The sequence below is a fragment of the Rudaea sp. genome, assembly GCF_047601565.1.
Lineage (GTDB): Bacteria > Pseudomonadota > Gammaproteobacteria > Xanthomonadales > Rhodanobacteraceae > Rudaea.
This window is the reverse complement of the sequence record NZ_JASGIY010000001.1, coordinates 3,017,578-3,042,254: the sequence shown is the minus strand read 5'-3', so window position 1 is coordinate 3,042,254 and position 24,677 is coordinate 3,017,578. Positions and strand designations below refer to the sequence as shown.

Genomic DNA, 24,677 nt, shown 5'->3' with positions numbered 1-24,677 from the left:
CCTGACCACAACAAAACAATGAGGGTTCATCATGGCTAGAAGGAAGTCTATCAAAGCTTCGGGTAACGCCACCACGGATATGACGCATGAAGAAGTCAAGAAATTGGCGGCGATCTTGGATGAACGCAACCGAGTCGCAACCTATCGAAAATATAGCGAAGCGGTGACGGATCACATCGAGCTTGTCCGCCGCGTATACGAGCGTGAACTGCGAAGAATTGTGGATGCCGTCGAGCGCCGCGCGGCGACCTGTCCGCATTGCGGCAGGCGCACCGAAGATCATGTGGATGTTGAACTGGATCCCGGCTTGCGTCTCGTCGTCGACAACACATAACGCGAATCGCCACGGCTAGGCCGGCCAGCCGAACGCGGGACACCTTCACCCGCTGCCGTGGCGCTCCTTTGAGGGGCGCGGCGGAGGCGCGCGCATGGTAAGCACCGACAATCAGGAGTCTCACGCGGAAGCGCTAGCGGTCTTCGATGAATATTCGGCCGCAGCGGAACGCTTGTACAAGTATACGTTCGAGCATCGGCAGAAAACAGGCAGACTACCGAAGCCCGCCGCCGGCGATCCGCGCGCGGAGTCTCCGGAAGAAGTCGCGTTCGGCGTTGCAATGTGCGCGATAGAGAATGGCTTTGTTTGCCCGGCATGGGCCGCGAAGGCCGTTGCGGCTGCATGGAAGCAATTCGAGGACTACGAGGTTGCGTCCTTGGGCGCTGCATTCGGCATTCCGAACCACACCAATCTAAAAGCGAAGCGCGACGAACAGCTTTGCGCCGTAGTCTATTCCCGGGTTCGCGAATTGCAGGTAAAGAAACGCCTGCCGCTGACGGATGGAAGGCAAGGCAAAGGTGCGCTGTCCATCGTTGCCGATGAAATGAGTCTGCGTAAACACAGCATGGGGCCAAAGAAGGTAGAAGCCTTGTGCACACGCTGGCGGAAATTATGCAAAGAGACGGGGCACGACCCCGACGAACGGCCGAAATATGCCGACCCTATCTCGATGATAGCCGCGGCGATTGCGCAAGCGATTGCGCCTACGCAACCTAAAAAAAACACGTCAAAAAAAGGATGATTTTGCGCGCGATATAGTGGGTAATGCGCGTACTGCATTTTGCCGGATTTCATTGGATGAAAATGAGCATCGATACCCCTGCAGGCTGCGCACGGCGTTACGATGCGCGGGCGCGCCGGGCCGAACTGGCCGTCAACGCATCCGCCGTGCTTTCCGCTGGCGGTTTGCTTCGCCAGCCCGAGCTATTGGCGCTTATACCGTTGTCCGCGTCTACGCTTTGGGCGCACATTCGCGCTGGCGAATTTCCACCGCCCGTCAAGATCGGTAAGCGCGCAGTCGCATGGCGCGCGACCGCTATACGCGACTATATCGCGCACCTTGGAAACCCATGAAATGACGCGCGAACGTACGTCATTTCAGCGATGCGAGGCGATACGTAACGCGGTCCGAACCATCCGGTTCGCGATGCGCTCAGGTGAAGCCTGGCATAGATACGGCATCAAGTTTGAGACCCTGCGCCGAGCGCTCCAACACCCATCGACCATCAGCGAGAAAACGGCCAGGAAACTCAGCAGGGCCGCAAAGGATGCGCGTTCAATCGCGCGCATGCACGCCGCAGAACAGTCGTTTGCGCGAGCCACGCGCACCCCCTCTTATCCGGCGGCACCTGCAGCACATTCTCACGAAAGTATACAAGTAAAAAATGCTCCGTATGGAACCGTCGCAGCCATGGCGGATTATCGCCTGCGGCGCCAGCGAGCAAAGCCAGCGGCGCATACTTTGTTATGGCCGAATGATGCAGCCTGATTCGCACCCTGCGCCGGCGCGACCGTTCAGCGACTCGCCTGTGGAAATGCTGCTCAGCAAGCTGGACAAGGTGCGCAAGTGCGGCCGCGGCCACATCGCACGCTGCCCGGCGCACGAAGATCGCAGCGCATCGCTTTCCGTCTGCGAAGGCGGTACGGGTGCCGCGTTGGTGAAATGCTTCGCCGGATGCAGTGCGCAAGCGATCGTGCACGCGCTGGGGCTGGAACTCGCCGACCTGTTTCCGCCCAAGCTTCGCGACCTGACCCCAGAAGGCCGCAGCGCCGCGCGCGAGGCGTACCGTCAGAGCGGTTGGGCGGCGGCATTGAGCGTGCTCGCGCGCGAAGCGGCGATTGTCGCGATCGCCGGCAACGAGCTGGCCGCCGGGCGGGCGCTGTCCGCGGAGGATCGCGAACGCCTGCGCGTCGCACTGGAACGCATCACCGGCGCGCGCGATGTGTTGACGTGACTTCGCGACTGGACGAGCAGGCCGACAAGGAAGCCCGCGACCTGGCGCGCATGAATGCCGCGCGCGACGAGACCAAGGCACAACGGCGCAAGACCGCGAAGGCCGCCGCATCGAGCAAGGTCACCGCCAAGGTGCATGCGCGTTTCGAGGTGATCGAGGGCGAAGGCATCGAGCATGCCGGCGTGTACCACATCGGCACCGGACGCAACGGCGACGGCGACGAAGTCGAACTGCCGCCGCAGTGGATATGCTCGCCCATGCACGTCGCCGCGTACACGCGCGACGTGCAAGGCAACGAGTGGGGCCGACTGTTGGCCTTCCACGATCCGGACGGCTCCGCGCATCATGTGGCCGTGCCGATGGCGTTGCTTGCCGGCACCGGCGAAGACTTGCGTGCGCTGCTGTTGTCGCATGGTTTGAGAATTGCCACGGACAAGGGGCCGCGTTCGCGGCTGATCGAATACATCGCGCAGGCCAAGCCCGACAAGAAAGCCCGATGCGTGACGCGCACCGGCTGGCACGGCAACGCATTCGTGCTGCCTGCCGAAACGTTCGGCGACGCCGCCGGCGAGGAAATCATTTTGCAGTCCGCGCGCGCCGATGGCGTAGCGCTCACGCAAACCGGCACGCTGGCAGACTGGCGCACACGCGTCGCGATGCCTTGCGCCGGAAACAGCCGCCTCGTGCTGGCGCTCTCGGCCGCATTCGCCGCACCGTGCCTGGGCATGATGAATGCCGAGGGCGGCGGCATCCATTTCCGCGGCGGCAGCAGCAGCGGCAAGACGACGGCCCTGCTCGCCGCGGCCAGCGTGTACGGGCCGGCGACGTTCATGCGCACCTGGCGCGCAACGGACAACGCGCTGGAATCGGTCGCCGCGCTGCATTCGGACATGCTGTTGCCGCTGGATGAAATCGGCCAACTGGAACCGCGTGCGGCCGGCGGGGCGGCATACATGCTCGCAAACGGCACGGGCAAGACGCGCAGTCATCGCGACGGCTCGGCGCGTGCGGCGGCCCGCTTCCGCGTGCTGTTTCTGTCGGCCGGCGAAATCGGCCTCGCCGATCTGGTGCGCGAAGGCGGCGGCAAGGTCCGTGCCGGGCATGAAGTGCGCGTGATGGATATTCCCGCCGAGCCGGCGGGCGGCACTCTCGGAATTTTCGAGCGCGTGCCGGAAGGCGTCACGCCGGGCCAGTTCGCCGAGCAGATCAAACGCGCCACCGCCGAGCAGCACGGGCACGCCTTCGCGGAATGGCTGCGATACCTGACCGGCAATGCCGACGCCGCGCGCGCCGCGTTGCGCACGAAAGCCGATGAACTGCTCAAGCAACTGGTGCTCGCCGATGCCGCCGGGCAGGTTCGCCGCGTGGCGCAGCGATTTGCCTTGATCGGCGCGGCGGGCGAACTGGCGACGGATCAAGGGCTGACAGGTTGGAAGTCCGGCGAAGCCGAGCTGGCAGCGTATGTCTGCTTTCGTTCCTGGCTGAAGGCACGCGGTACGGAAGGCGATGCCGAGCCTGCATCCATGCTCGCGCAAGTGCGCCAGTTCATCGAGGCGCACGGCGATGCCCGCTTTCCACCTGCCGATCGCACGGACGATCACCGGCCGAACGTTCCGAACCGCGCCGGCTGGCGCAAAGACAGCGAGGCCACCGGCCGCGTGTACCTCGTTCTTCCCGAGACATTTCGCAACGAAGTGTGCAAGGGCTTCGATCACCTCGCCGTTGCGCGCGCCCTGCGCGAGGCCGGCGTACTCAAGTGCGAAGAGAAAGGCTTCACCCGCAGCGAGCGCATCCCCGCCGAGGGCAGCAAGCTGCGCGTGTACGTCGTCATGGGCCGCAAGTTGCTTGGCGATGGCGACGAGGATGAGTGCGGCGATAGCGTCGATACCGCTTCTTTTTTTGCAGATCAATCGGAGGAAAACCATGACTAACTTCAAAATCGAAAAAGCCCGATGCGTGACGCGCACCGGCTGGCACGGCAACGCATTCGTGCTGCCTGCCGAAACGTTCGGCGACGCCGCTGGCGAGGAAATCATTCTGCAGTCCGCGATCGCCGACGGCGTGACGCTCACGCGGGCCGGCACGCTGGCAGACTGGCGCACGCGCGTCGCGATGCCCTGCGCCGGAAACAGCCGCCTCGTGCTGGCGCTCTCGGCCGCATTCGCCGCATCGTGCCTGGGCATGATGAATGCCGAGGGCGGCGGCATCCATTTCCGCGGCGGCAGCAGCAGCGGCAAGACGACGGCCCTGCTCGCCGCGGCCAGCGTGTACGGGCCGGCAACGTTCATGCGCACCTGGCGCGCAACGGACAATGCGCTGGAATCGGTCGCCTCGCTGCATTCGGACATGCTGTTGCCGCTGGATGAAATCGGCCAACTGGAACCGCGTGCGGCCGGCGGCGCGGCGTACATGCTCGCAAACGGCACGGGCAAGACGCGCAGTCAGCGCGACGGCTCGACACGTGCGGCGGCCCGCTTCCGTGTGCTGTTTCTGTCGGCCGGCGAAATCGGTCTCGGCGATCTGGTGCGCGAAGGCGGCGGCAAGGTCCGTGCCGGGCATGAAGTGCGCGTGATGGATATTCCCGCCGAGCCGGCGGGCGGCACTCTCGGAATTTTCGAGCGCATGCCGGAAGGCGTCACGCCGGGCCAGTTCGCCGAGCAGCTCAAACGCGCTACCGCCGAGCATCACGGGCACGCCTTCGCGGAATGGCTGCGATATCTGACCGGCAATGCCGACACCGCGCGCACCGCGTTGCGCACGAAAGCCGATGAACTGCTCAAGCAACTGGTGCTCGTCGATGCCGCCGGGCAGGTTCGCCGCGTGGCGCAGCGATTCGCCCTGATCGGCGCGGCGGGCGAACTGGCGACGGATCAAGGGTTGACGGGCTGGAAGTCCGGCGAAGCCGAACTGGCGGCATATGTCTGCTTTCGTTCCTGGCTGAAGGCGCGCGCCCTGCGCGAGGCGCGGCGTACTCAAGTGCGAAGAGAAAGGCTTCACCCGCAGCGAGCGCATCCCCGCCTAGGGCAGCAAGCTGCGCGTGTACGTCCTCAGCGGCCGCAAATTGCTCGGCGGCAGCAGCGCCGGCGATGAAGATGACCGTGATGAATAAAACTTCTATCAAGCATTTATCGCGCATAAGAGAAACTCTGCGAATCGACGACGATGCGCAGGCATGGCTGATCGAAGGCTTCAGTCGATGGTTACAAGCGAATGGCCAACTGCAGCTGACGGCATGCCTTGGGATTTCCTCAAAATCCAAAAACGTCCGCGCGAAGATGCGCGATGTCTACCTTATCCAGGCTGCGAAATATTTGAGCGGCGGACCTTGGGAACTGGCGCGCAATCTGCAAAAAGAAGTCCGTCGTTTTCGCAACTCGCGTTGGCCGCATTGGCGCAGAATTGAAGCCCTACCTTCGACGACCACGCCGATTGACCGCTTGCTATATCTGGCCTTCGCCACTTCTGCATCGATACCCGATTCCCTTTCAGGTTTCTATAAAATCCTCGGAAACGAGTGCGGCGGCACACGCCTTACTTAAAAGAACAAAATCGTAAGGCGACGGTGTGCTTTGATATTCGCGAAACTTCAAAATAGGTAATCCTCATGAATACATCGAATTCTGTTAAAAATTTTCTCTACTCGGCAGCAATCAACCAACGCGGCACCATCGAAAATTTCTCAACGGCGGAATGCTTCGGGGCAATGATTGAAGAAAATATCAATCCTAGAGCGGCAATCAATCCTTTCTCTCTTGGCATTGCCAAGGAATTTGATGAAAGATCGAAAGAGGTTTACGGCCAGCCCCAGCGCGGCAGCTTCTATATGCCATTTGGCGGCGTGATGCGCAGTCTCGATTCGGATTCCGCTTCACCACTTATCGCTAGCCCTATTGCTTCAGAATTGATTCAGTCCCTCACTGCAAACTCAGCCGTCATTAAAAATGGCGCAAGAGTCATATCCAATTTGAAAAATGGGACGCTCTATTTTCCACGTGTCGCGAACGGTGCGCAGGTAGATGTTATTACCGAATGGCAGTCCCCGAATTCTGGTGACCCCAGTTTCGATAAATGCCAAATCCTGCCTTTCACGATTGCCGCCAGCTTCGATGTTTCGCGTCAGTTGAGCAATACATCTGCGTTTCGCGACAATCTCATCCATACCCTATCCGGCGACCTTCAGAAAAGGATTTTTTCCGAGCTTGATCGATTGATTATCGCGGGTCCGGACGGAGTTTTTCATAACGCAGATATTTCCACATACGCGGCTGGCGCAAATGGCGCTGCACCCTCTCTAGCGAACCTCACGGACATTGAGGATCAGCTTGGAGCCGCTTATTCCGGGACGGCGCTGACATGGTTCATCAATTCGGCGATGCGACGCAGTGTGCGCAAGACGGCAACTGGTGCGGGCCTTTCACCGCTTTGGAATGGGAAAAATCAATTGCTCGGATATGAAACCGAAGTAACCGAGCATGTCCCAGGTACGTTCTCCAAGGGCACGGGCACAAATCTTAGCGGCGCCGTCCTCGGCGACTTCTCGCAGATTGTCATCGGTTTGTGGGGACCGGGTTTTGAACTGAAAATCAATCCGACCATCAATTACGGTGCGTTTACCCGAATCACGGCTTTTCTTGATTGCGGTTTCGGTTTCATCCGCAACGAGGCATTCGTTGCTTGCTCTGACTTCATTACGTGAGGAACCCGCCAGCCGGCGGTGCGGGCAATCAGAAACACCGGCAGTGTGAGGTGCGCGTTTCTCCTCACAGGTGAAATGTTCGAGCGCATTGATCGCACATCAGGAACCGCAAAGATGTTGGTAGCGTTGATGCGGTTCCTTTTTCATGTTTTTCCTTTATGAGGTCAACCATGTCTAAATTCAAAATCGAAAACCTCGACGCGATCGGCCGCGCGCACGATCGCATCGCTGCCATGCGCAAAGACGGCGACAAGGTGATACCGCGTGCCATTGGCACGCTCAAGCGCAAACTCCCGACGTGGATGAAGCGCGACATCGCCACGCAATACGCGCTGCCCGTCAACAAGATCGGCAAGCGCCTGCGCGTCACCTCCGACGAATCCAGTCTCACGCTCACCGGCTTGGGCCGCATGCAGCGGCTGACGAATTTCCCCTGCCGGCAGAATTCACGGGGCCTCGCCGTGCAGATCGAAAAAGGCAAGCCCGTGCAGATTCCGCATGGCTTCCTGCGTGTGCCCACCGGCTCGGCTGCCGCGAGCGGCATGCAGGCGTTCGTCCGCCAAGCGGTCGAAGACTTGCCCGAGAAGGTGTACAGCATCGCCGAGGTGGCGAAAGACAAGCACGGGTATCCCGTCTCCATGCTCGGCGGTCCCTCCGTCGGCATGATGATGGTCGACGGCGACCGCTTCGACCGCGCCGCCGACTACGGCCGCGAACTGTTCGCGCAGGAAATCGACCGGCTCGTGGAGGCCGGCCATGGCCAATAACTCCCGCGACGAGAAGCTGCGCTTCGTCTACGAAGTCGAAGGCAAAGACGCCCTCGATGCCGTCACCGCTGCGCTTGCGAAAACCGGCGAACAAGGCAGCGAAGCCGGCGAGCAGCTCAAGGCCGCCGCCGACGATCTCGGCAGCCTGCTCGAAAAAGTGCACGATGTCGAAGCCCTGCAGCAAATGCAGGATCGCTTTGCCGCGCTCACCGGCAAACTCGCCGACGCGCGCGCGGGCCTCGCCAGTCTCAACGAAACGTTCGCCGCCACCGACCAGAGCAGCGCCGACGTCGCCGCGAAGTTCGACGCCGCCAACAAGGCCGTCGCCGACCTCGCTGGGCAGCAAGACCGCCTTGCCGTGCGCATTTCCATCGCGCGGGCCGCGCTCGAGGCGGAAGGCGTCGATACGGCCGACCTCGCCGCGGCGCAAACCGAACTGGCCGCGCAGACCAAGAACGCGGCGGCCGTGCTCACCTTTGCCGCCGAAAGTGTGAATGCGCTCGGCAAGGCGCAAGCCGAAGCCGGGGCGCAGGCTGAAGCGACCGCGGCGAAGATCGATACCGCGGCGGCTTCCTCTGCCGCCGCGGCCGAAAAGCAGGCGGCGGAGGCGCTCACGCTGGGCGAGCTTGCCGAGAAATATCAGAACCTCGGCCAGATCCTCGAAACGTTCAAAAGCTTGTTGCTGACGATCGGCGCGCTTACCACTTTCGACAAGCTCAAGGACGGCGTCGAAGAGGTCATCGCCACCGGCGACCGGATGCAGAAATGGCAAGTCCAACTGACGAATTTGTACGGCAGCGTCGACGCCGGCAAGGAAGCGTTCGAAAAGCTCGAAGAGGTCGCGCACAATACCCCGCTGACGCTGGCGCAGGTGATGGAGGCCGCGATCAGCATGAAGCGGCAAGGCCTCGATCCGCTCAACGACACGCTCGAAACCTTGGTCAACGCCAATAGGGCCTATGGCGGCACGACGGACCAGTTGAGCGGCATCATCGAAAGCTTCACGCGCGAGGCGGCGAAGGGCGAACTGTCGTCGCGCCTGCTCATGCAAATGCAGTTGGCCGGTATCCCCGCGGCCAAGTTGCTCGGCGATGCGATGGGGAAAACGACCGATCAGATTCGCGAGATGGCGAAAACGGGCGATCTTGGCGCGGATGCGATCGATCTGCTGCTGACGCAGCTCAAGAAGGTGGGCGACAACCCCGCCTCCGCTGGCATGACCACGATTCAGGCTCAGGTCAATTCGGTCAAAAAATCGTGGGAAGAGTTTCTCGAACTCATCGCGAAGTCCGGCCTGTACGATTACGCCAAGCAGGAATTGACGGAAGTCGCGACGGCGTTGAAAACCGCGCTGGCGGACGGCGAGGCGAAAGAAAAAGCACAGGCGATCTCAGATGCGATCATCGGCATCGGCAAAGCGGCTTCCAGCATCGTCGGCTTTCTGGTCGAACATGCGGGCGCGATCAAGACGGCGGTCGAGGCCTACGGCGGTCTCAAGCTGGCGATGTTCGCCGTCGACCTGGCCGGCATGGTCGCGAAGTGGGTGCCCGCCACCGCCGCCACGGTGGCCAATACGCTGGCGACGCAAGCCAACGCACTGGCGCAGCGTGAGATGGCCGCGGCCGAAGTGGCCGCTACCGAAGCAAAGGTTGCGCAGACCGTCGCGACAGAGGCCGGCAATGCGTCGCTGGGGGCATCGGTCACTTCGATCCTGACCGCGGTTTCTTCCTTCGGCAACCTGCGCGCGGCGCTCAACGGGGTCGGCTCCGCAATCGCCGCACTCGTCGGCGGTCCGTGGGTTGCGCTGCTCGCTGCGCTGGGGTTCGTTGGGAAGGAGACCTACGACGCCGCGGCGGCCGTCGGCGAGTTGAACAAGGCCACGCAAGAACTTGACCGAATCCAGAAAGAGAACGCCGCGACGCAGCAGGCGCTTGTCCAGAAAGCGAAGGCTGTTGCGCAGGCGAATCAGGATGCGGCCAGTGTGCAGGTCAAGTCCGGGCAAGAGGTTGCGGAGCTGTCGAAGCAACAGGCCGCACAGTACGAGGCGCAGCTTCAATCGGCGATCAAGTACTACACCGCGCTCAAGATCGCGGCGCAGGGAGACAACGACAAGACGCTGGTCGACCAGTATTCGGCAAAGCTCCACGATCTGATCGTTGCGCTGCATGCCACGCAAAAGCAATTCGGCGAACTCGACGATTCGCTGAAAGAATCCGCGAGCAAAACGGCCACCAATATCAAGGCGGTCGTCGACCAGATTCTTGCGCTGCGCGGTACCGAAGGCGTGCCGCAGGCGATATCCGACGCGTTCGCGCAGCTCAAGATCGAAACGCCGACCGGCCTTGCCACGTTCGTCGGCGTGCTCGATCAGTTGAAATCGCTCGGCACCGCCACTGCGCAAGCGCTGCAATCGACGCTCGTCGCGGAGCTGCAAAAGCTCAACGACATGCAGTTCGCGGACTTCCGGAAGAACCTGACGGACGCCTTTGACCACGGCAAGATCAGCGCACAGGATTATCAGGCGATCCTGCAGGCCATCGCGCAGAAAGACATGCTCGCCCTCGGCCTGAGCGCACAGCAGTCCGGCGAGGCGATCACGGCGCAGGGTGCAAAGATCATCGCGGCGTTCAAGGATATTTCCACGAACGCCACGGCCAGCGCGCAGCAGATACAGCTTTCGTTCGCGCAAGCACTCACGAAGGCTTCCAGCGCCGGCGAGATCGATGCGCTCAAGGCGCAGCTCACCGCCGCATTCGAGGCGGGCAAGATCAGCGCCGACCAGTTCGGTACCGCAATGGAAGCGGCGGGGCGCAAGACGGCCGCGATCAAGGTCGCGGCAGCCGAGGCCACTGCATCGATGGATGGCATGGGCACGGCGGGACAGACGGCGGCCCAGCGCATGACCGCCGCCCTGGATGTGATGCGCGGCGAACTCGTTGCGACCGCGAATGACATTTCCACGAAGCTGGTCGCCGCCATCAATTCCGGGGCCGATCCGAAAGTGATCGCCGACCTGCGCGCGCAATACAAGGATGTGGATGCGCAGATACAGGACTTGACGGCGCGCATGCAGCAGGCTGGCAGCGCAGGCGACGATGCCGGCAAGCATATCGCCGCGGGCGCGAGTGCCGGGGCGGAGGCGATGCGTCAGGCCGAGCAGCAGGCCGAGAAATACGACGAGGCGATGAAGACGCTGCGCGACGATGCCGCGTCGCTCGAAGACAAGCTCAAAGCGGCCACTGCGGCGATCGAGGCGGCATCGTCGGCCACGGAAGAGAATGCGGCGCAGGTCGAGGCGTCGAATGCACGATTCCAAAAGGACATGGAGGACAACGGCAATGCCCTCGCCGGTCTCGTTGGCAGCGCACTCAGCGCACGCGAACAGTTCTCCGGAATCAATGCGGCGCTGGCGGAATTCGGCAACCTCGAAAGATTGGCCACAGTCAACGCCGCATCGATGGTCGACTGGCTCAACGGCGTCAATCACGCGGCCGAAACCGTGAAGGCGAAGGTCGACGGAGCCAAAGCCGCCGTCGATGCTCAAATAGATTCACTGAACAAGCTCGGGGTGGCTTCCACCGACAGCTTCGGAAAAATGGCTTCGGGCGGGAAGTCCGCACAGGAGCAGATCGACGATCTGAACCATACCCTTTACTCCGGGCTGGAATATCTGAATCAGCAAGACCTCGCCAATCTTCACGCCGCCATCGACGGCGCGAGGCAGCGCCTGCAGTCGATGGCCGCGGCCGAGCAACAGGCCCTCGATGGTCTGCGCTCGATCAACGAGTCGCTGCAAGACGAACTCGATCAGGCCGCCGGCAACGATACCGCCATTGAAGATCGCCGCTATCAGGCGCAGCTCAAGCAGATACAGGCCTTGCACGATCAAGCCGGCAAGCTGAGCGACGCCGAATATCAGCAGACGCTCGCCAACGCCAAGGCCGTTCACGACGAGAAGATGAAGGAAATTCAGGATGAAGCCGCCGCCCGCGCCAAGGCGGAGAAATCCAGTTCGTCCGCTACAGGCACGGCGCACGCATCATCGACAAATTCGAGCGTCTCCTCAGCATCGGCGCCCGCGCCCGGTACAGGTGCCGTCGCACGCGTCGAAATCATGCTCAACGGCTCGCAACTGGCCAGTGCATTGGAACCGTTGATACCTGGCGCGTTCTCGGCGGACGAGTTGGTCAAGATGATCGCAAACGATGCGCGCTTGCGATCGGCGATCTCGAATACCGTCATGGATGCACTTACGCAGGCCAAACGACGGGCGGGCTTCGCATGAGTGATATCGACTCCGAATTCCTCGCCTTGTGCTTGATATTGAAAATCAGCGCCGACCTCGAACGCAATCTCGGCCGCGAGGCGGGAGATAGTCAGGCACGCATGAAACAGGCGGCCGATATCGTGGCCAACGTCATGCCGGATTCCAGCACGGTCGCCTTCTTCCAAGCCGACTACGTCAAAGAGTGGATGCAGAACGCCAAAGCCTCGAAGGCCCCGAGGCATCTGCGCTTGATCGATCCGGAAGGCAAGACCAAAGCCACCGGCGGTTCCGACAATGCCCCTGAAACCGCCTGAGCGTCGATTACAGGCGCGCGCGTTGAACTGGCGGACGGGAGTAGCGAGGCGCGTGCGTCGGGCAAAAAGGTACTTCCGGAGCCTTTTGCCATGTGGGTGAAAGAATCGCATTTGTTCGGTAGTTAGTGGTTTTCAAACTGGCTTTACGAAGAGGTGTACGGCATGACGTTCGCTGCAAACAAACCCGATTCCAAGTGCGGGAAACCGCACACGTCATTTTTGCCATTCGACCCCGCCGATCTGGTCGCGATGCGCGTGCTTCCCGCCGAGTTCGCTCGCATGGTCGGCGTCAGCAAGCAATCCGTGTCGCAGTGGATCAAACGCGGCACGATCCACCTCGGTCCGGATGGTCGACTCGATCCCAAAACCGCGGCGCGCGAAGTGATGCGGAACACGGATCCCGCTCGGCTGCGCGCGCGGGTTTTCAAGCAAGCGGGCATCGGTCTCGAAGATTTACGCACGCGCGTGCGCGAACTCGAAGACGAGCTGCAGGCGGAGCGCGAGTTCGCCGATCGCCGCGTAAACGGTGCGCTCTTTCATGCCAAAGATGAGACGCAGGTCAAACTCGACTGGCTTTTCTGCACGATGCACGCGCGTTGGGACGTGGCGTGTTCGGCGATGGCATCGGGCGAATGGGAGCGCTTCACCGACGAGATGATCGCCGTTCATTTCTACGATTTCACCCTGGCCGACTACCGCCGCGAGCGCGATCTCCTAGACCCGGACACCCCGCCTTGCACGCTTCCCCTATGGCAACCTGCCGACAAAAACGACGATCGCGGCATCGAGGAATGAACATTGCGGCTGGGTGCCTGTTCTTCATCGTACGTCATCGGACAAACTTTGTCCCGACTCTCAAAAAAAGTCGGGACAAAGTCGGGACGCTGAAAACCACGTCCCATGCGGTTGTCCCGACGTCTCGAGTGTCTCTACTGAAAACATATATACGTGCGTCTCTCCCCACCGAGACAGCCCAATCCGTACACGTCACGTACATATACACATATGCTTTTTCGGTCGGGACAGTCGGGAAGTCGGGACATCTTTGATTTTATTGAGGAATTCTGTCCCACCCTCGTCCCGACTTCAAAAAAAGTCGGGACGAGGGTGCGCCCGATAGCGTTTGCCGCGCGCCTTTCTACTCTCTCGCCCGCCTCACATGCGCGCAGGATGCTCGGCGTCGACCAGGCGGCGATGCGCGGCGCTGGCGTGGCCACATATTGCCGCGGCGAGATCTCAGGCAGCGCGGCTGGTACTGCGTCAATTTATGAGTAATATTGTGAGTAACCGGGAAAATTGGAAGTTGCGCAGCCCGCATTACATATGGATTTCCCGGCGATTATTCGAGTCCTCTCCTGGCACCAACATGAAGTCCGGAGACGTCCAACGGAATCCGGAAAACCTCAAGAAACCGCGCTTTGATGCGGTTTTTTTTATGCGCGGCTATCCGATAACGTCCAAGGGCATCCCGCCAACTCGAGCAGGCGCTCAACTCGACGACGGCACGAGCAGATGCTTGGCCAGCGCGCCTTGCAGTCGCCCGACGCCGCGTGCGACATGCAGCATCGCAAACAGCAGCAGCACGCCGAGGACGAACGCGACCGGCGTCGCGATCAGCGGCGGCACGATGACGTTGTCGCCGACGTAGACGCCGACGTGGCCGTCGAGCACGCCGAAAAACACGAGCGCCTGCGCCACCGGCGCGAAAATCAGCGCGAGCGACGTCGCGATGCCGGCCACCGCGATCGTGAAATAGACGACGCCGAGCGGCAGCATGAGCAGCAGGTAGAGCAGCGTCGACCACGTGCGCGGATCGGTGAACATCGCCGCGATGCGCTGGCGCCATGGCCGCTCGCGGTCGGCATAGACGGGCCGCCGGGGCATGCGTTCGCCGAGCATGACTTCGACGATGCGCCCCTCGACGAGCGCGAGCACGCGCACCGAGCCGAAGAACGCGATCGGCACGACGAGGCCGATGATGAGCACCGACAGCCCGATCGACAGCGACAACCCCGTCACCACCCAGGTGAAGTAGAAAATGCCCGTCGCCAGCGACAGCAGCATGTAGAACAGCGCCGCGTAGGCGCGCGCGTCGGCAGCGATGCCGAAGAAGCGACCCCAGACGCTACGCTGCTCCGGTGGCTGCGGCGGCCGCAGCGCCTGCTCGACGACGCGTTCCTGCTCGACGTAGATCGCGGCGACCTCGCCTGGCGCGCCGTAACTGTTGGCGATCTTCGCCAGCACCTCGGCTTCGGACTTGCCGGGATTCTCGGCCATCTCCGAACGCAGATGATCCTCGGCGTCGTAGAGCGCATCCTGCACCAGCGCGGGATCGGCGCCAGCCAACGCCGTGCGCAACTGGTCGAGGTATTCGCGGATCGTTTTCGGCGTGTTCATGGCCCCTCCAGCACGGTATCGACAAAATCGCGCGTGGTCGTCCACGCGTAGGTCCAGTCCGCGAGCACGCGGCGCCCGAGCGGCGTGATCCGGTAATAACGCCTTGGCGGTCCGGCCACCGAAGGCTCCACTTCGCTGACGAGCAGGCCGGCCGCGTCGAGGTTGCGCAGCACCGGATACAGCGCGCTCTGCTTGCCGCTGAGCACGCCCTCGCCGGTTGCGTCGAGCTGGCGCGCGATCTGGTAGCCGTACATCGGCTTCTTCGCGTTGGCGAGCACGCCGAGCAGCACCAGCGAAACGATGCCGGCGGAGAGTTCCTTTTGGAATTTCCACAGGTGCGCTTCGATTTCGGCTTCGGTCATGGCGGCGTTTCGTTTCAGGAGCTAGGCATGATCGAATTATATTGTTGACTTGATAATAGTGAATCGGCCGGAAGTCATGGATGTGCCCGGCACGCAGGCAAGCGGGTCGACATTCGCGATCCGCTTTCGATAGATGCCCGCTTTCACGGTCGTGACGCCGGGCGGTTCCGGCCCGCAAGGCTTTCCGCCTCCGCCTCGGGCGACGTGAGGAACGTCAGCCCGTCAACTCGATGTCGGCTTCTTCGGCCACCGCATCGGGCACGAACTTGCCGCCGCGGTCGAGTTCGGCGAACAGGCCGCCGAGGCGCACGAGTTCGTCGTACTTGCCTTTTTCGACCAGTTGGCCGTCCTTGAGCACGAGAATGACGTCGGCGTTGCGCACGGTCGATAGGCGGTGCGCGATCACGAACGTGGTGCGGTCCTTGGTCAGTGCGCCGAGCGCGCGCTGAATGCGCGCCTCGGTGGCGTTGTCGAGCGCGCTGGTCGCCTCGTCGAGGATCAGGATCGGCGAGTCCTTGAGCATCGCTCGTGCGATCGACAGGCGCTGGCGCTCGCCGCCGGACAATGAACGCCCGCGCTCGGCCACGAGCGTCGCATAGCCTTCGGGCTTGACCACGACGAAATGATGCGCCTCAGCGGCGACCGCGGCGGCCTCGAGCTCCTCGTCGGTCGCGTCGGGTTTGCCGATGCGAAGGTTGTCGGCGATCGAGCGGTAGAACAGGCCGGGATCCTGGAACACGACGGCGATATGCTCGCGCAGCGAATGCAGGCTGACGTCGCGGATGTCGACGCCGTCGATCGTGATGCGGCCCGCGCTCGGGTCGTAGGCGCGGTAGAGCAGCGACAGCGCGGTGGTCTTGCCCGCGCCGGTCGGGCCGACGATCGCGGCGGTGCCGCCCGCCGGAACCTTGAAGCTCAGATGTTTGAGTGCAGGATGCGAGGCGTCATAGCCGAACGAAACGTCGTGGAATTCGACCTCGCCGCACACCGGCTCGGGCAGGTCGGGCGCGCCGGGTTTCTCGTGCAGCACCTCCTGCGTATCGAGCACGGCGAAGAAGTCGCGCAGCGAATGGGTCTGGAAGAACAGGCTCGAGATGAATCCGGCGAACTGCTCGAGCCGGCCGATCAGCTGCATCGAGAAGCCGACGAAGGTGACGATCGCGCCGACCGTGACCTCGCCCTTGCCGTTGAGCTGCGCGCCGAGCGCGAACATCGCCACGATCGTGATCGTGCTCATCGCGCGGTTCGCCACCGACAGCCACGCCCAGCCGCGCAGCACCGGATACTGCGCGGTCAGCACCTTCTTCACCATCGCCTTGATCTCGGCGACCTCGGCCGAGATGCGCGAGAAGCTCTGCACGACCATGACGTTGCCGAACACGTCGCCGACGCGCTCGGAAATCTCGTGGTGCAGTTCCTCGACCTCGCCCTGCGCCTTGTGCGTGCGCCGCACCGCGATCGCGTTGAACACGGCGAAGCTCGTCATCAGGCCGATCATGAGCAGCGCGAGTTTCCAGTTCATTTTGATCGCGAGCGGAATCATCACGAAGATCGACAGCAGCGTGGTCAGATGATCGCGGAAGAAATTCAGCCAGATCTGGAACAGGTTGCTCGATCCGGAATGCATGATGCGCAGCAGGCGTCCCGTATGGTGCTGGCCGTGGAACGCGAGCGGCAGCGCGATCGAGTGCTCGAAGAACTGCGTGATCACCGCGAGGCGGCGGCGATGCGCGAGGCGGTCTGCATGCAGCGACACGAGCACGCTGGCGACGACGCCGGCAAAGCCGACGCCGGCCCACCAGCCGATGAAATACCATGCGCTGTGATGCGTCGCGGGAGTCGTCGATGCCGGATGCTGCGTCGCCAGCGCGTCGACGACGCGGCCGAACAGCCACGGCTCCAGAAAAAATACGCCCGCCAAGGCGAGGTTCGCCACCGCCAACGTGATCGCGAGCCATTTTTCCGGCTTCAGCAGCGCGAGCACGCGCAGGTAGATTCTCAGTATCGACATGCCAGGTTCCCGTTTAGCAGCGGCGAATTCTAGCAATCGCGATGAGAAAGGTGGGCAACCGGGCGGCCCACCTTGCTCGCCGTGCCGCTATCATTGGCGCCCCGAACCGGCGCAGGCTGTCCATGGCAACTCTGGCGATATCCCGGCAAGACGGCGTCCTGCGCATCGCGCTCGACCGCCCCCAGGTGCACAACGCCTTCGACGACGCATTGATCGCCGAGCTGACCGCCGCGCTCGACGACGCCGACCGCGATGCGGGCGTGCGCGCCGTCGTGCTGACCGGCAACGGCGCCTCGTTTTCCGCCGGCGCCGACCTCCACTGGATGCGCGGCATGGCGAAGGCCACGGAGGGCGAGAACCGCGCCGATTCCGAACGCCTGGCGCGCCTGATGCGCACGCTGAATTTCCTTTCCAAGCCGACCGTCGCGCGCGTCAACGGCGCGGCCTACGGCGGCGGCGTCGGCCTCGTCGCCTGCTGCGACATCGCGATCGCCGCGGACAACGCCCGATTCGGCCTGACCGAAGTCAAGCTCGGCCTCGTGCCGGCGGTGATCTCGCCCTACGTGATCGCGGCGATCGGGCTGCGCCAGGCGCGTCGCCTGTTCCTGACCGGCGAGCTGTTCGACGCCGCCGCCGCCGCGCGCATCGACCTGGTACACGAGGTGGTCGCGCCGGAACACCTGGACGCCGCCGTCGACGGCGCGCTCGCGCTGCTCGCCAAAGGCGCACCGCACGCGCAGGACGAAGCGAAGCGCCTCGCCCTGCGCACCGCCGGCATCGACCGCGAGCGCGCCGAACGCCTCGACCGCGAAAACGCCGCCCTGATCGCACGCCTGCGCGTCGGCGCCGAAGGCCAGGCCGGGCTCGGCGCGTTCCTCGACAAGCAATCGCCGCCCTGGATCAAGGAGTCCTGACGATGGCCGCAAACGACAAGTTCGACCATATCGGCTTCACCGTGTCCGACATCGCGCGCAGCAAGGCGTTCTACGAGCGCGCGCTCGCCCCGCTCGGCATCGGCTTGGTCATGGAAGTCACGGCCGAGATGACCGGCGGCCACGCGCATGCCGGCTACGGCCACGACGGCCGGCCGTATTTCTGGATCGGCAACGGCGACGGCGCGCTGCGCGGCAAACTGCACGTGGCGTTCGCCGCGGCGAACCGCGCCACGGTCGACGCGTTCCACGCCGCCGCGATCGCGGCCGGCGGCCTCGACAACGGCGCGCCGGGCCTGCGCCCGCACTACCATGCCAACTACTACGGCGCGTTCGTGCTCGACCCCGACGGCCACAACATCGAAGCATGCTGTCATCTGCCGGAATGATCCGACGGTTTGCATGGATGCGCGCCGCAACGAGTGAACCAGAACCCGAGCGACACGACACATGAGCATTCCCGATCGAATCCGCATCGTCGAAGTCGGCCCGCGCGACGGCCTGCAGAACGAAAAAACCGTCGTACCGACGGCAACGAAGATCGAGCTGATCGATCGCCTTTCGGCGACCGGCCTGCGAACCATCGAGGCGACGAGCTTCGTCAGTCCGAAATGGGTACCGCAGCTCGCCGACGCGGCCGAGGTCTACGCCAGCATCCACAAGAGACCCGGCGTGCGCTATCCGGTGCTCGTGCCCAACCTGCAGGGCTATGAGCGCGCCCGCGAAGTCGGGGTCGAGGAAATCGCCGTGTTCACCGCGGCGAGCGAGGCGTTCAACCGCAAGAACATCAACGCCTCGATCGCGGAGTCGCTCGAACGATTCGCGCCGGTGATCGAGCGCGCGAAAGCGGACAAGGTCGCGGTGCGCGGCTATGTCTCGACCGTGCTCGGCTGTCCCTACCAGGGCGAAGTGCCGCCGGCCGATGTCGTCCGTGTCGCCAAGGCGCTGCACGCGATGGGCTGCTACGAGATCTCGCTCGGCGACACGATCGGCATCGGTACGCCGGCCAAGGCGCGCGCGATGCTCGCCGCGGTAGCCGCGGAAGTGCCGATATCCGCGCTCGCGATCCATTTCCACGACACGCGCGGGCAGGCGCTCGCGAACATTCTCGCCTGCCTCGAACTCGGCGTCGGCGTGATCGACTCGGCCGTCGCCGGCCTCGGCGGCTGCCCTTACGCGCGAGGTGCGAGCGGCAACGTGGCCAGCGAGGACGTGGTCTACATGCTGCACGGCATGGGCATTAGCACGGGCATCGATCTCGACAAGCTCGTCAAGACCGGCCGCTGGCTCAGCGCGCAACTCGCTCGCGACAACGGCAGCAAGGTCGGCAACGCGGCCGCCTAGCACCGGTCCGGATCACGGTTTCTTCGGTGCCTGCTGCAGGCGCTGATCGTGCTCGGAAACGGTCTCGGGCTCACCAACCTCGACAGCGCCGAATTGCACGTGCACGAAATCGCTGAACTGGTCCTTCACCGCGGACAGGAACTTCGCCGCATTGACCACGTGCTGGCCGCCGGTTCTGCCGTCCGCCACGTTGTTGATCTGCGTGATCGCCGACTGCGCAGCCTGATCGCCGCCACCGCCGCTGAAGTCTCCGTACGCGATCGTCGTGTATTCAGGCGGCCCGTTGATCGTGCCCTTGTCGCGAATGTATTGGTCGTTGAACTTTTTGCTCGCGCGATCGAGCGTCGCCTTGTCGTCGTAATCGATCTTGAGCTGCTTCCACAGTTCGCCCGCCGCCGCCTTCTGTTCCGGCGTCAGCGTCGCGTAGGCATCGCCCAAGGCCTTGCCGACGTAAGCCGTGTGCGTCTGCGCGGCGATGCCGAGCCACGCAATGCCGCGAATCTTGTCCGCGGGCACGCCCTCCGCGCCGTTGAGATAGAGCATGCCGACGTCGTACTGCGCGATCTTGTTGCCCCAGTAGCCGGCCTTCTGGAACATCTCCAGCGCCTGGCGGAAATCCTTGCGCTTGACCGCATCCTGCGCACGCTGTTCGTAGTACTTGCCGGGCAGGTACTTGATCGTGATCGACGGATCGCTCGCGAACGAATCGGACGGGCTGACAGCGTCGTCGGCGCGCAACGAGCCCGCCCCCAGGGCGCATGCGAGCAAAACGGTCGCGAGATGGAAATTGCGGTGACGCAGGTCGATTTCTCCTGGAACGCGCGCTGCGCGCCGAGCGGGAGAAATTCTAGCCGATCCCGGTGTTAGGGTTTTCTGATCCTGGTATCCGCACCGTGCGGCCGGGACGTGTCACTCCTTCGTACTCGTCATCCTGCGATACGCACTCGGCGTCATGCCGACGGTCGCCTTGAACTGGCGCGCAAAGGCACTCTGGTCGGCGAAGCCGCACGCGACACCGACATCGGCAATGCTGCCTTCGGTGCCGAGCGCGTGCATCGCCGCCTCGATGCGCAAGCGAATCAGCGCCTGCTGCGGCGTGATCTGGAAGACGTTGCGAAAATGCCGTTCGAGTTGAGCGAGCGACACACCGGCCAATTCGGCGAGTTTCGCCATGCGCACGTTGTCGGCGTAGTGCTGCTGCAAGTGATCGATGACGCGGCGCAGGCGCTCGTAGGTGGGATCGCGCGCATCGGGCCGGCCGAGATCGCGCGAGATGCCGACGACGCCGCGCACCTTGCCGCGCACGCGCAGCGGGTGCTTGCGCGTCAGGCACCAGCCGGGTGCGCGATTCGGGAAGATGTGGACTTCGAGCTGGTCATCGATCGTCTCGCCGCCGAGCACGCGCCGATCCTGCGCGGCGTAGGAGCCGCCCATGTGCGCGGGGAACAGCTCCGCCACGCCATGCCCGATCACCTGCTCGCGGCGCTTGAGGCCGAGCCGGCGCACCAGCGTCAGGTTCGCGTGCGTGTAGCGCCCGGCCGCGTCCTTGACGAAGAACACGACGTCGGGCAACGCGTCGAACAGGCTTTCGAGTTCGTCGGCAGCGATGGCGATGGCCATATGAAAATTGTGCCGAATTCCGCATCAAAACACATCAACTCCTTCTATACGCCGAAGTGCAGCGGAGCGACGATGCGGCATGAACAGAATAGACGTCGTCGATTCGCACACCGGGGGCGAACCTACGCGCGTCGTCGTCGCCGGCTTCCCCGACCTCGGCAACGGCACGCTCGCCGAACGCCGCGAACGCTTCCGCCGCGGGTTCGACCGCTGGCGCAGCGCGATCGCCTGCGAGCCGCGCGGCTCGGACACGATGGTCGGTGCGCTGCTGCTGCCCGCCGTGGCCGAGGACGCCTGCACCGGCGTGATCTTCTTCAACAACGTCGGCACTCTCGGCATGTGCGGCCACGGCAGCATTGGCGTGGTCCGTACCCTCGCCCACCTGGGGCGCATTTCGCCGGGGCTGCACAAGCTCGAAACGCCGGTCGGCACGGTCGGCGCGGAATTGCACGCCGACGGCCGCGTTTCGATCGACAACGTGGAGAGCCATCGCTTCTCGACGAACGTGCGCGTCGACGTCCCCGGCTTCGGCACGACCACCGGTGACGTCGCCTGGGGAGGCAACTGGTTCTTCATCACGAAGGACACGCCGCTGCCTCTCGACTTTGCCCATGTGCGCGAGCTGACCGCGTACACCGAGAACGTGCGCCTCGCACTTGAAGCGAACCGCATCGCCGGCGCCGACGGCGCCGAGATCGATCACATCGAAATCAACGGGCCATCGCCGACGCCCGGCATCGACGCGCGCAACTTCGTGCTCTGCCCCGGCCTCGCCTACGACCGCTCGCCCTGCGGCACCGGCACGAGCGCGAAGATCGCCTGCCTCGCCGCCGACGGCAAGCTCGCACCAGGCGCGACGTGGCGGCAGGAAAGCATTCTCGGCAGCGTGTTCGAGGCGACTTACACGAAGTCCGCGCAAGGCGTGCTGCCGCGCATCACCGGCAGCGCGCACGTGACTGCGCAGAGCACGCTGTTCATCGATTCCGCCGATCCATTCGCCTGGGGCATCGGCGCGACGACGGGCGACGCGCAGGCGTGAACACGTTCGATCTGATCGTCGTCGGCGCCGGCATCGTCGGCGCGGCCTGCGCGGACCTCGCCGCGGCGCAAGGTCTGCGCGTCGCGATCGTCGAACCCGGCCCGATCGGCGGCGGCGCGACGGCGGCGGCCATGGGGCATCTCGTCGCGATGGACGACGACCCGGCGGAACTGGCGCTGTCGCGCTATTCGCAGCAATTGTGGGAAGCGTACGCGGACCTTCCCGAAGCCGAGCTCAGCCGCTGCGGCACCTTGTGGATCGCGCGCGACGAACGCGAATACGCCGGCATCGCGGCGAAGATCGCGCGACTCGCGCAGGCCGGCGTCGCCGCCGAAGCGATCGACGCCAAAACGCTGTACGAACTCGAATCCGAGCTTGCGCCCGGCCTCGCCGGCGGCATGCTCGTCGCCGGGGAAGCCGTGGTCTATCCGCCGCGCGTCGCCGCGTGGCTGGTCGAACGTGCCATGTCGCGCGGCGCCACCTTCTTTGCCGGTCGCCGCGTGCAACGACTGGTTGCCGACGGTGCGATGCTCGACGACGGCTCGAGCCTCAGCGGCCCCGTGCTTGTCGCCACCGGCTGCGCCGTGCCCGAACTGCTGCCGGTGTTGCCGATGCGCGCGCGCAAGGGCCACCTCGTCATCACCGAGCGCCATCGCGGCTTCGTGCGCCATCAACTGCTCGAGCTCGGCTACGCCGACAGCACGCACGGCGACGCGCCGATCTCGGTCGCGTTCAACGTGCAGCCGCGCCCGACCGGGCAGGTGCTGATCGGCTCCTCGCGCGAGTTCGACCCGTCGCGCGAAACCTCGATGCCGACCGTGCGCCGGATGCTGTCGCGCGCATTCGAATTCCTGCCGCGTCTGCGCGACCTGCAAGGCCTGCGCATCTGGACCGGTTTGCGTCCGACGACGCCGGACGGTCGCCCCTACCTCGGTGCCGTGCCGGGACTGCGCGATGTTTGGGTCGCCGCGGGCCACGAGGGGCTGGGCGTGACGATGGCCTTCGGCAGCGCGGCGCTGCTCGTCGATCAGTTGCTCGGACGGCGCCCCGCGATCGATCCTGCACCATACCTGCCTGCGCGGGGGCACGCATGAGTGCCGGCATCCGCGTGTACGTGAATGATCACGCCGTCGAGGTTCCGACCGGTTTCAGCGTCGCCGCCGCGATTGCGCAGGTGACGATGGTATTCGGCAAGCGGCGCAACGGCTCGATGCGCGCGCCGCTCTGCGGCATGGGCGTGTGCTTCGAATGCCGCGTGCGCATCGACGGTGCCGATCATCAACGCGCCTGCATGACGATCGTGCGCGACGGCATGCGCGTGGAAACTTCGACGGAACGCGCGCATGGCTGAGCGCTACGACGTGTTGATCGTCGGCGCAGGGCCGGCCGGCCTCGCCGCGGCACAAGCCGCAGCGAGCCACGGCGCGCGCGTGGGCTTGATCGATGCGCAAGCGACGAAAGGTGGACAGGTCTGGCGGCACGACGTGCGTCATTCGGCGCCGCGCATGGCCGCTGCTGCGTTCCGCAACGTCGGGAATGATGCAAACATCGAATGGCTTGCGCAGACGCAGGTCGTCAGCGCCGCGCACGGCGAGTTGCTCGTCGAACGAACAGGACGGTCGCAAACGCTGCGCTACGGCAGCCTCGTGCTCGCCACCGGCGCGCGCGAACTGCTGCTGCCGTTTCCGGGCTGGACCTTGCCCGGCGTGTCCGGTGCGGGAGGCGCCCAGGCATTGGCGAAACAAGGTTGGCCGTTCGCGGGCAAGCGCATCGTCGTCGCCGGCTCCGGGCCGCTGTTGCTCGCCGCCGCGGCGACGCTGCGCAAGCACGGCGCGACCGTGCTCGGCATTTACGAGCAGGCTTCGGCGCAACGGCTGGGCGCATTCGCGAGCCGACTCTGGCGCTGGCCGGCGAAGGCCGCCCAAGCCGTTGCCTTGCGCGCATCGCTCGCAGGCGTGCCGTATCGCGCGGACGCGTTCGTGCGCGCCGCGCATGGCGACTCGATGCTGCATTCGGTCGAAGTGCAGATCGGGAAAAATATACGAACCGTCGACTGCGATCATCTTGCCGTCGGCTACGGCCTCGTGGCGAACGTCGAGCTTGCGCAGCTTCTCGGCTGCAAGCTCGACGAAGGCGAACGGCATCCGCGCGTCGCCGTCGATGAGGATCAACGCACGGACGTCGCGAACATTTACGCTGCCGGCGAAACCTGCGGTATCGGCGGCCGCGACGTCGCGCGCATCGAAGGCGCGATTGCGGGATACGCAGCGATCGGCGCGACGCAGGCCGCGCAGTCGCTGCAATCCGCGCGACGCCACGCGCGCCATTTTTCCGCGCTGCTCGAAAAGCATTTCGCGCTCGACGTACGCATCCGTGAACTCGTGACAACCGACACGCTTGTTTGCCGCTGCGAAGAAGTAACGTTTTCCGCACTGCGCGATTTCGCCGATGCGCGCGCCGCCAAACTGCAAACGCGCTGTGGCATGGGCGCATGCCAGGGCCGCATCTGCGGCGCGGCGCTTGCCGAACTCGGGCTTTTCCCGCGCGGCGGCTTGCGTCCGCCGGTTTTTCCCGCACGACTCGCGACGCTTGCCGACGACGAATTCGCAACCTCCCATCCCCACTGACTCATCCATTCG

At 64.0% G+C, this 24,677-nt stretch carries 24 protein-coding genes; 19 read left to right on the top strand and 5 right to left on the bottom strand.

Annotated features, from left to right (window positions below):
* Positions 1-31: 31 nt before the first annotated feature.
* The 12 genes from QM741_RS13295 to QM741_RS13240 all read left to right on the top strand — a co-directional run bounded on the left by QM741_RS13295 (position 32) and on the right by QM741_RS13240 (position 13,128).
* Positions 32-334, top strand: coding sequence for a hypothetical protein (locus QM741_RS13295; protein WP_415208160.1), 303 nt, complete (start codon positions 32-34; stop codon positions 332-334).
* A 94-nt stretch (positions 335-428) separates the two neighbouring features.
* Positions 429-1,076: a hypothetical protein gene (locus QM741_RS13290; protein ID WP_415208159.1), complete on the top strand. Its 648-nt coding sequence runs from the start codon at positions 429-431 to the stop codon at positions 1,074-1,076.
* A 23-nt stretch (positions 1,077-1,099) separates the two neighbouring features.
* A complete protein-coding gene (locus QM741_RS13285; protein ID WP_415208158.1) occupies positions 1,100-1,408 on the top strand; it encodes a helix-turn-helix transcriptional regulator in 309 nt (102 codons plus the stop codon).
* Positions 1,409-1,812: 404 nt separating this feature from the next.
* Entirely contained in the window at positions 1,813-2,289 is a 477-nt protein-coding gene (locus QM741_RS13280; RefSeq protein ID WP_415208157.1) for a hypothetical protein, read from the top strand.
* A complete protein-coding gene (locus QM741_RS13275) occupies positions 2,286-4,220 on the top strand; it encodes a DUF927 domain-containing protein (protein WP_415208156.1) in 1,935 nt (644 codons plus the stop codon). The genes QM741_RS13280 and QM741_RS13275 overlap by 4 nt, the downstream gene beginning before the upstream one ends.
* Positions 4,153-5,379 (top strand): DUF927 domain-containing protein, encoded by a 1,227-nt coding sequence (locus QM741_RS13270; RefSeq protein ID WP_415208155.1) that lies wholly within the window; start codon positions 4,153-4,155, stop codon positions 5,377-5,379. The genes QM741_RS13275 and QM741_RS13270 overlap by 68 nt, the downstream gene beginning before the upstream one ends.
* A 2-nt stretch (positions 5,380-5,381) precedes the next feature.
* Positions 5,382-5,828 carry a hypothetical protein gene (locus QM741_RS13265; RefSeq protein ID WP_415208154.1) on the top strand — a complete coding sequence of 149 codons (447 nt, stop codon included), beginning with the start codon at positions 5,382-5,384 and terminating at the stop codon, positions 5,826-5,828.
* Between the two features lie 65 nt (positions 5,829-5,893).
* Positions 5,894-6,985 carry a phage major capsid protein gene (locus QM741_RS13260; protein WP_415208153.1) on the top strand — a complete coding sequence of 364 codons (1,092 nt, stop codon included), beginning with the start codon at positions 5,894-5,896 and terminating at the stop codon, positions 6,983-6,985.
* 170 nt (positions 6,986-7,155) lie between these two features.
* Positions 7,156-7,752: a hypothetical protein gene (locus tag QM741_RS13255; protein ID WP_415208152.1), complete on the top strand. Its 597-nt coding sequence runs from the start codon at positions 7,156-7,158 to the stop codon at positions 7,750-7,752.
* On the top strand, positions 7,742-12,037 hold the full coding sequence (locus QM741_RS13250) for a tape measure protein (RefSeq protein ID WP_415208151.1): 4,296 nt from the start codon (positions 7,742-7,744) through the stop codon (positions 12,035-12,037). The genes QM741_RS13255 and QM741_RS13250 overlap by 11 nt, the downstream gene beginning before the upstream one ends.
* Positions 12,034-12,333, top strand: coding sequence for a hypothetical protein (locus tag QM741_RS13245; RefSeq protein ID WP_415208150.1), 300 nt, complete (start codon positions 12,034-12,036; stop codon positions 12,331-12,333). The genes QM741_RS13250 and QM741_RS13245 overlap by 4 nt, the downstream gene beginning before the upstream one ends.
* 162 nt (positions 12,334-12,495) lie before the next feature.
* On the top strand, positions 12,496-13,128 hold the full coding sequence (locus QM741_RS13240) for a hypothetical protein (protein WP_415208149.1): 633 nt from the start codon (positions 12,496-12,498) through the stop codon (positions 13,126-13,128).
* Between the two features lie 693 nt (positions 13,129-13,821).
* Here QM741_RS13240 and QM741_RS13235 read toward each other — a convergent pair.
* The 3 genes from QM741_RS13235 to QM741_RS13225 form a co-directional block, all read right to left on the bottom strand.
* Complete coding sequence (locus tag QM741_RS13235; protein WP_415208148.1) at positions 13,822-14,730, bottom strand: sensor domain-containing protein; 909 nt, start codon at positions 14,728-14,730, stop codon at positions 13,822-13,824.
* Positions 14,727-15,092, bottom strand: a complete 366-nt coding sequence (locus QM741_RS13230; RefSeq protein ID WP_415208147.1) for a PadR family transcriptional regulator — start codon at positions 15,090-15,092, stop codon at positions 14,727-14,729. Before QM741_RS13230 ends, QM741_RS13235 begins: the two co-directional genes overlap by 4 nt.
* A gap of 214 nt (positions 15,093-15,306) precedes the next feature.
* The gene (locus QM741_RS13225; protein WP_415208146.1) at positions 15,307-17,103 is read right to left on the bottom strand and encodes a glucan ABC transporter ATP-binding protein/ permease; all 1,797 of its coding nucleotides are present in this window, start codon (positions 17,101-17,103) and stop codon (positions 15,307-15,309) included.
* A gap of 122 nt (positions 17,104-17,225) precedes the next feature.
* On the opposite strand from QM741_RS13225, the gene QM741_RS13220 reads away from it, so the two are divergent.
* The 3 genes from QM741_RS13220 (at position 17,226) to QM741_RS13210 (ending at position 19,379) form a co-directional block, all read left to right on the top strand.
* Positions 17,226-18,017: an enoyl-CoA hydratase-related protein gene (locus tag QM741_RS13220; RefSeq protein ID WP_415208145.1), complete on the top strand. Its 792-nt coding sequence runs from the start codon at positions 17,226-17,228 to the stop codon at positions 18,015-18,017.
* A gap of 2 nt (positions 18,018-18,019) precedes the next feature.
* Positions 18,020-18,424 (top strand): VOC family protein, encoded by a 405-nt coding sequence (locus QM741_RS13215; RefSeq protein ID WP_415208144.1) that lies wholly within the window; start codon positions 18,020-18,022, stop codon positions 18,422-18,424.
* A gap of 61 nt (positions 18,425-18,485) precedes the next feature.
* Positions 18,486-19,379, top strand: a complete 894-nt coding sequence (locus QM741_RS13210) for a hydroxymethylglutaryl-CoA lyase (RefSeq protein WP_415208143.1) — start codon at positions 18,486-18,488, stop codon at positions 19,377-19,379.
* A gap of 12 nt (positions 19,380-19,391) precedes the next feature.
* Here the strand turns inward: QM741_RS13210 and QM741_RS13205 are convergent, their stop codons facing one another.
* Entirely contained in the window at positions 19,392-20,117 is a 726-nt protein-coding gene (locus QM741_RS13205) for a hypothetical protein (RefSeq protein WP_415208142.1), read from the bottom strand.
* 171 nt (positions 20,118-20,288) lie between these two features.
* On the bottom strand, positions 20,289-20,999 hold the full coding sequence (locus QM741_RS13200; RefSeq protein WP_415208141.1) for a helix-turn-helix domain-containing protein: 711 nt from the start codon (positions 20,997-20,999) through the stop codon (positions 20,289-20,291).
* 79 nt (positions 21,000-21,078) lie between these two features.
* On the opposite strand from QM741_RS13200, the gene QM741_RS13195 reads away from it, so the two are divergent.
* The 4 genes from QM741_RS13195 to QM741_RS13180 are packed head-to-tail and all read left to right on the top strand — an operon-like array spanning position 21,079 to position 24,665.
* Positions 21,079-22,038, top strand: coding sequence for a 4-hydroxyproline epimerase (locus tag QM741_RS13195; protein WP_415208140.1), 960 nt, complete (start codon positions 21,079-21,081; stop codon positions 22,036-22,038).
* Positions 22,035-23,132 carry an NAD(P)/FAD-dependent oxidoreductase gene (locus QM741_RS13190; RefSeq protein ID WP_415208139.1) on the top strand — a complete coding sequence of 366 codons (1,098 nt, stop codon included), beginning with the start codon at positions 22,035-22,037 and terminating at the stop codon, positions 23,130-23,132. Before QM741_RS13195 ends, QM741_RS13190 begins: the two co-directional genes overlap by 4 nt.
* Positions 23,129-23,389, top strand: a complete 261-nt coding sequence (locus tag QM741_RS13185) for a (2Fe-2S)-binding protein (RefSeq protein WP_415208138.1) — start codon at positions 23,129-23,131, stop codon at positions 23,387-23,389. Before QM741_RS13190 ends, QM741_RS13185 begins: the two co-directional genes overlap by 4 nt.
* Complete coding sequence (locus QM741_RS13180) at positions 23,382-24,665, top strand: NAD(P)/FAD-dependent oxidoreductase (RefSeq protein WP_415208137.1); 1,284 nt, start codon at positions 23,382-23,384, stop codon at positions 24,663-24,665. Before QM741_RS13185 ends, QM741_RS13180 begins: the two co-directional genes overlap by 8 nt.
* Positions 24,666-24,677 lie beyond the last annotated feature (12 nt).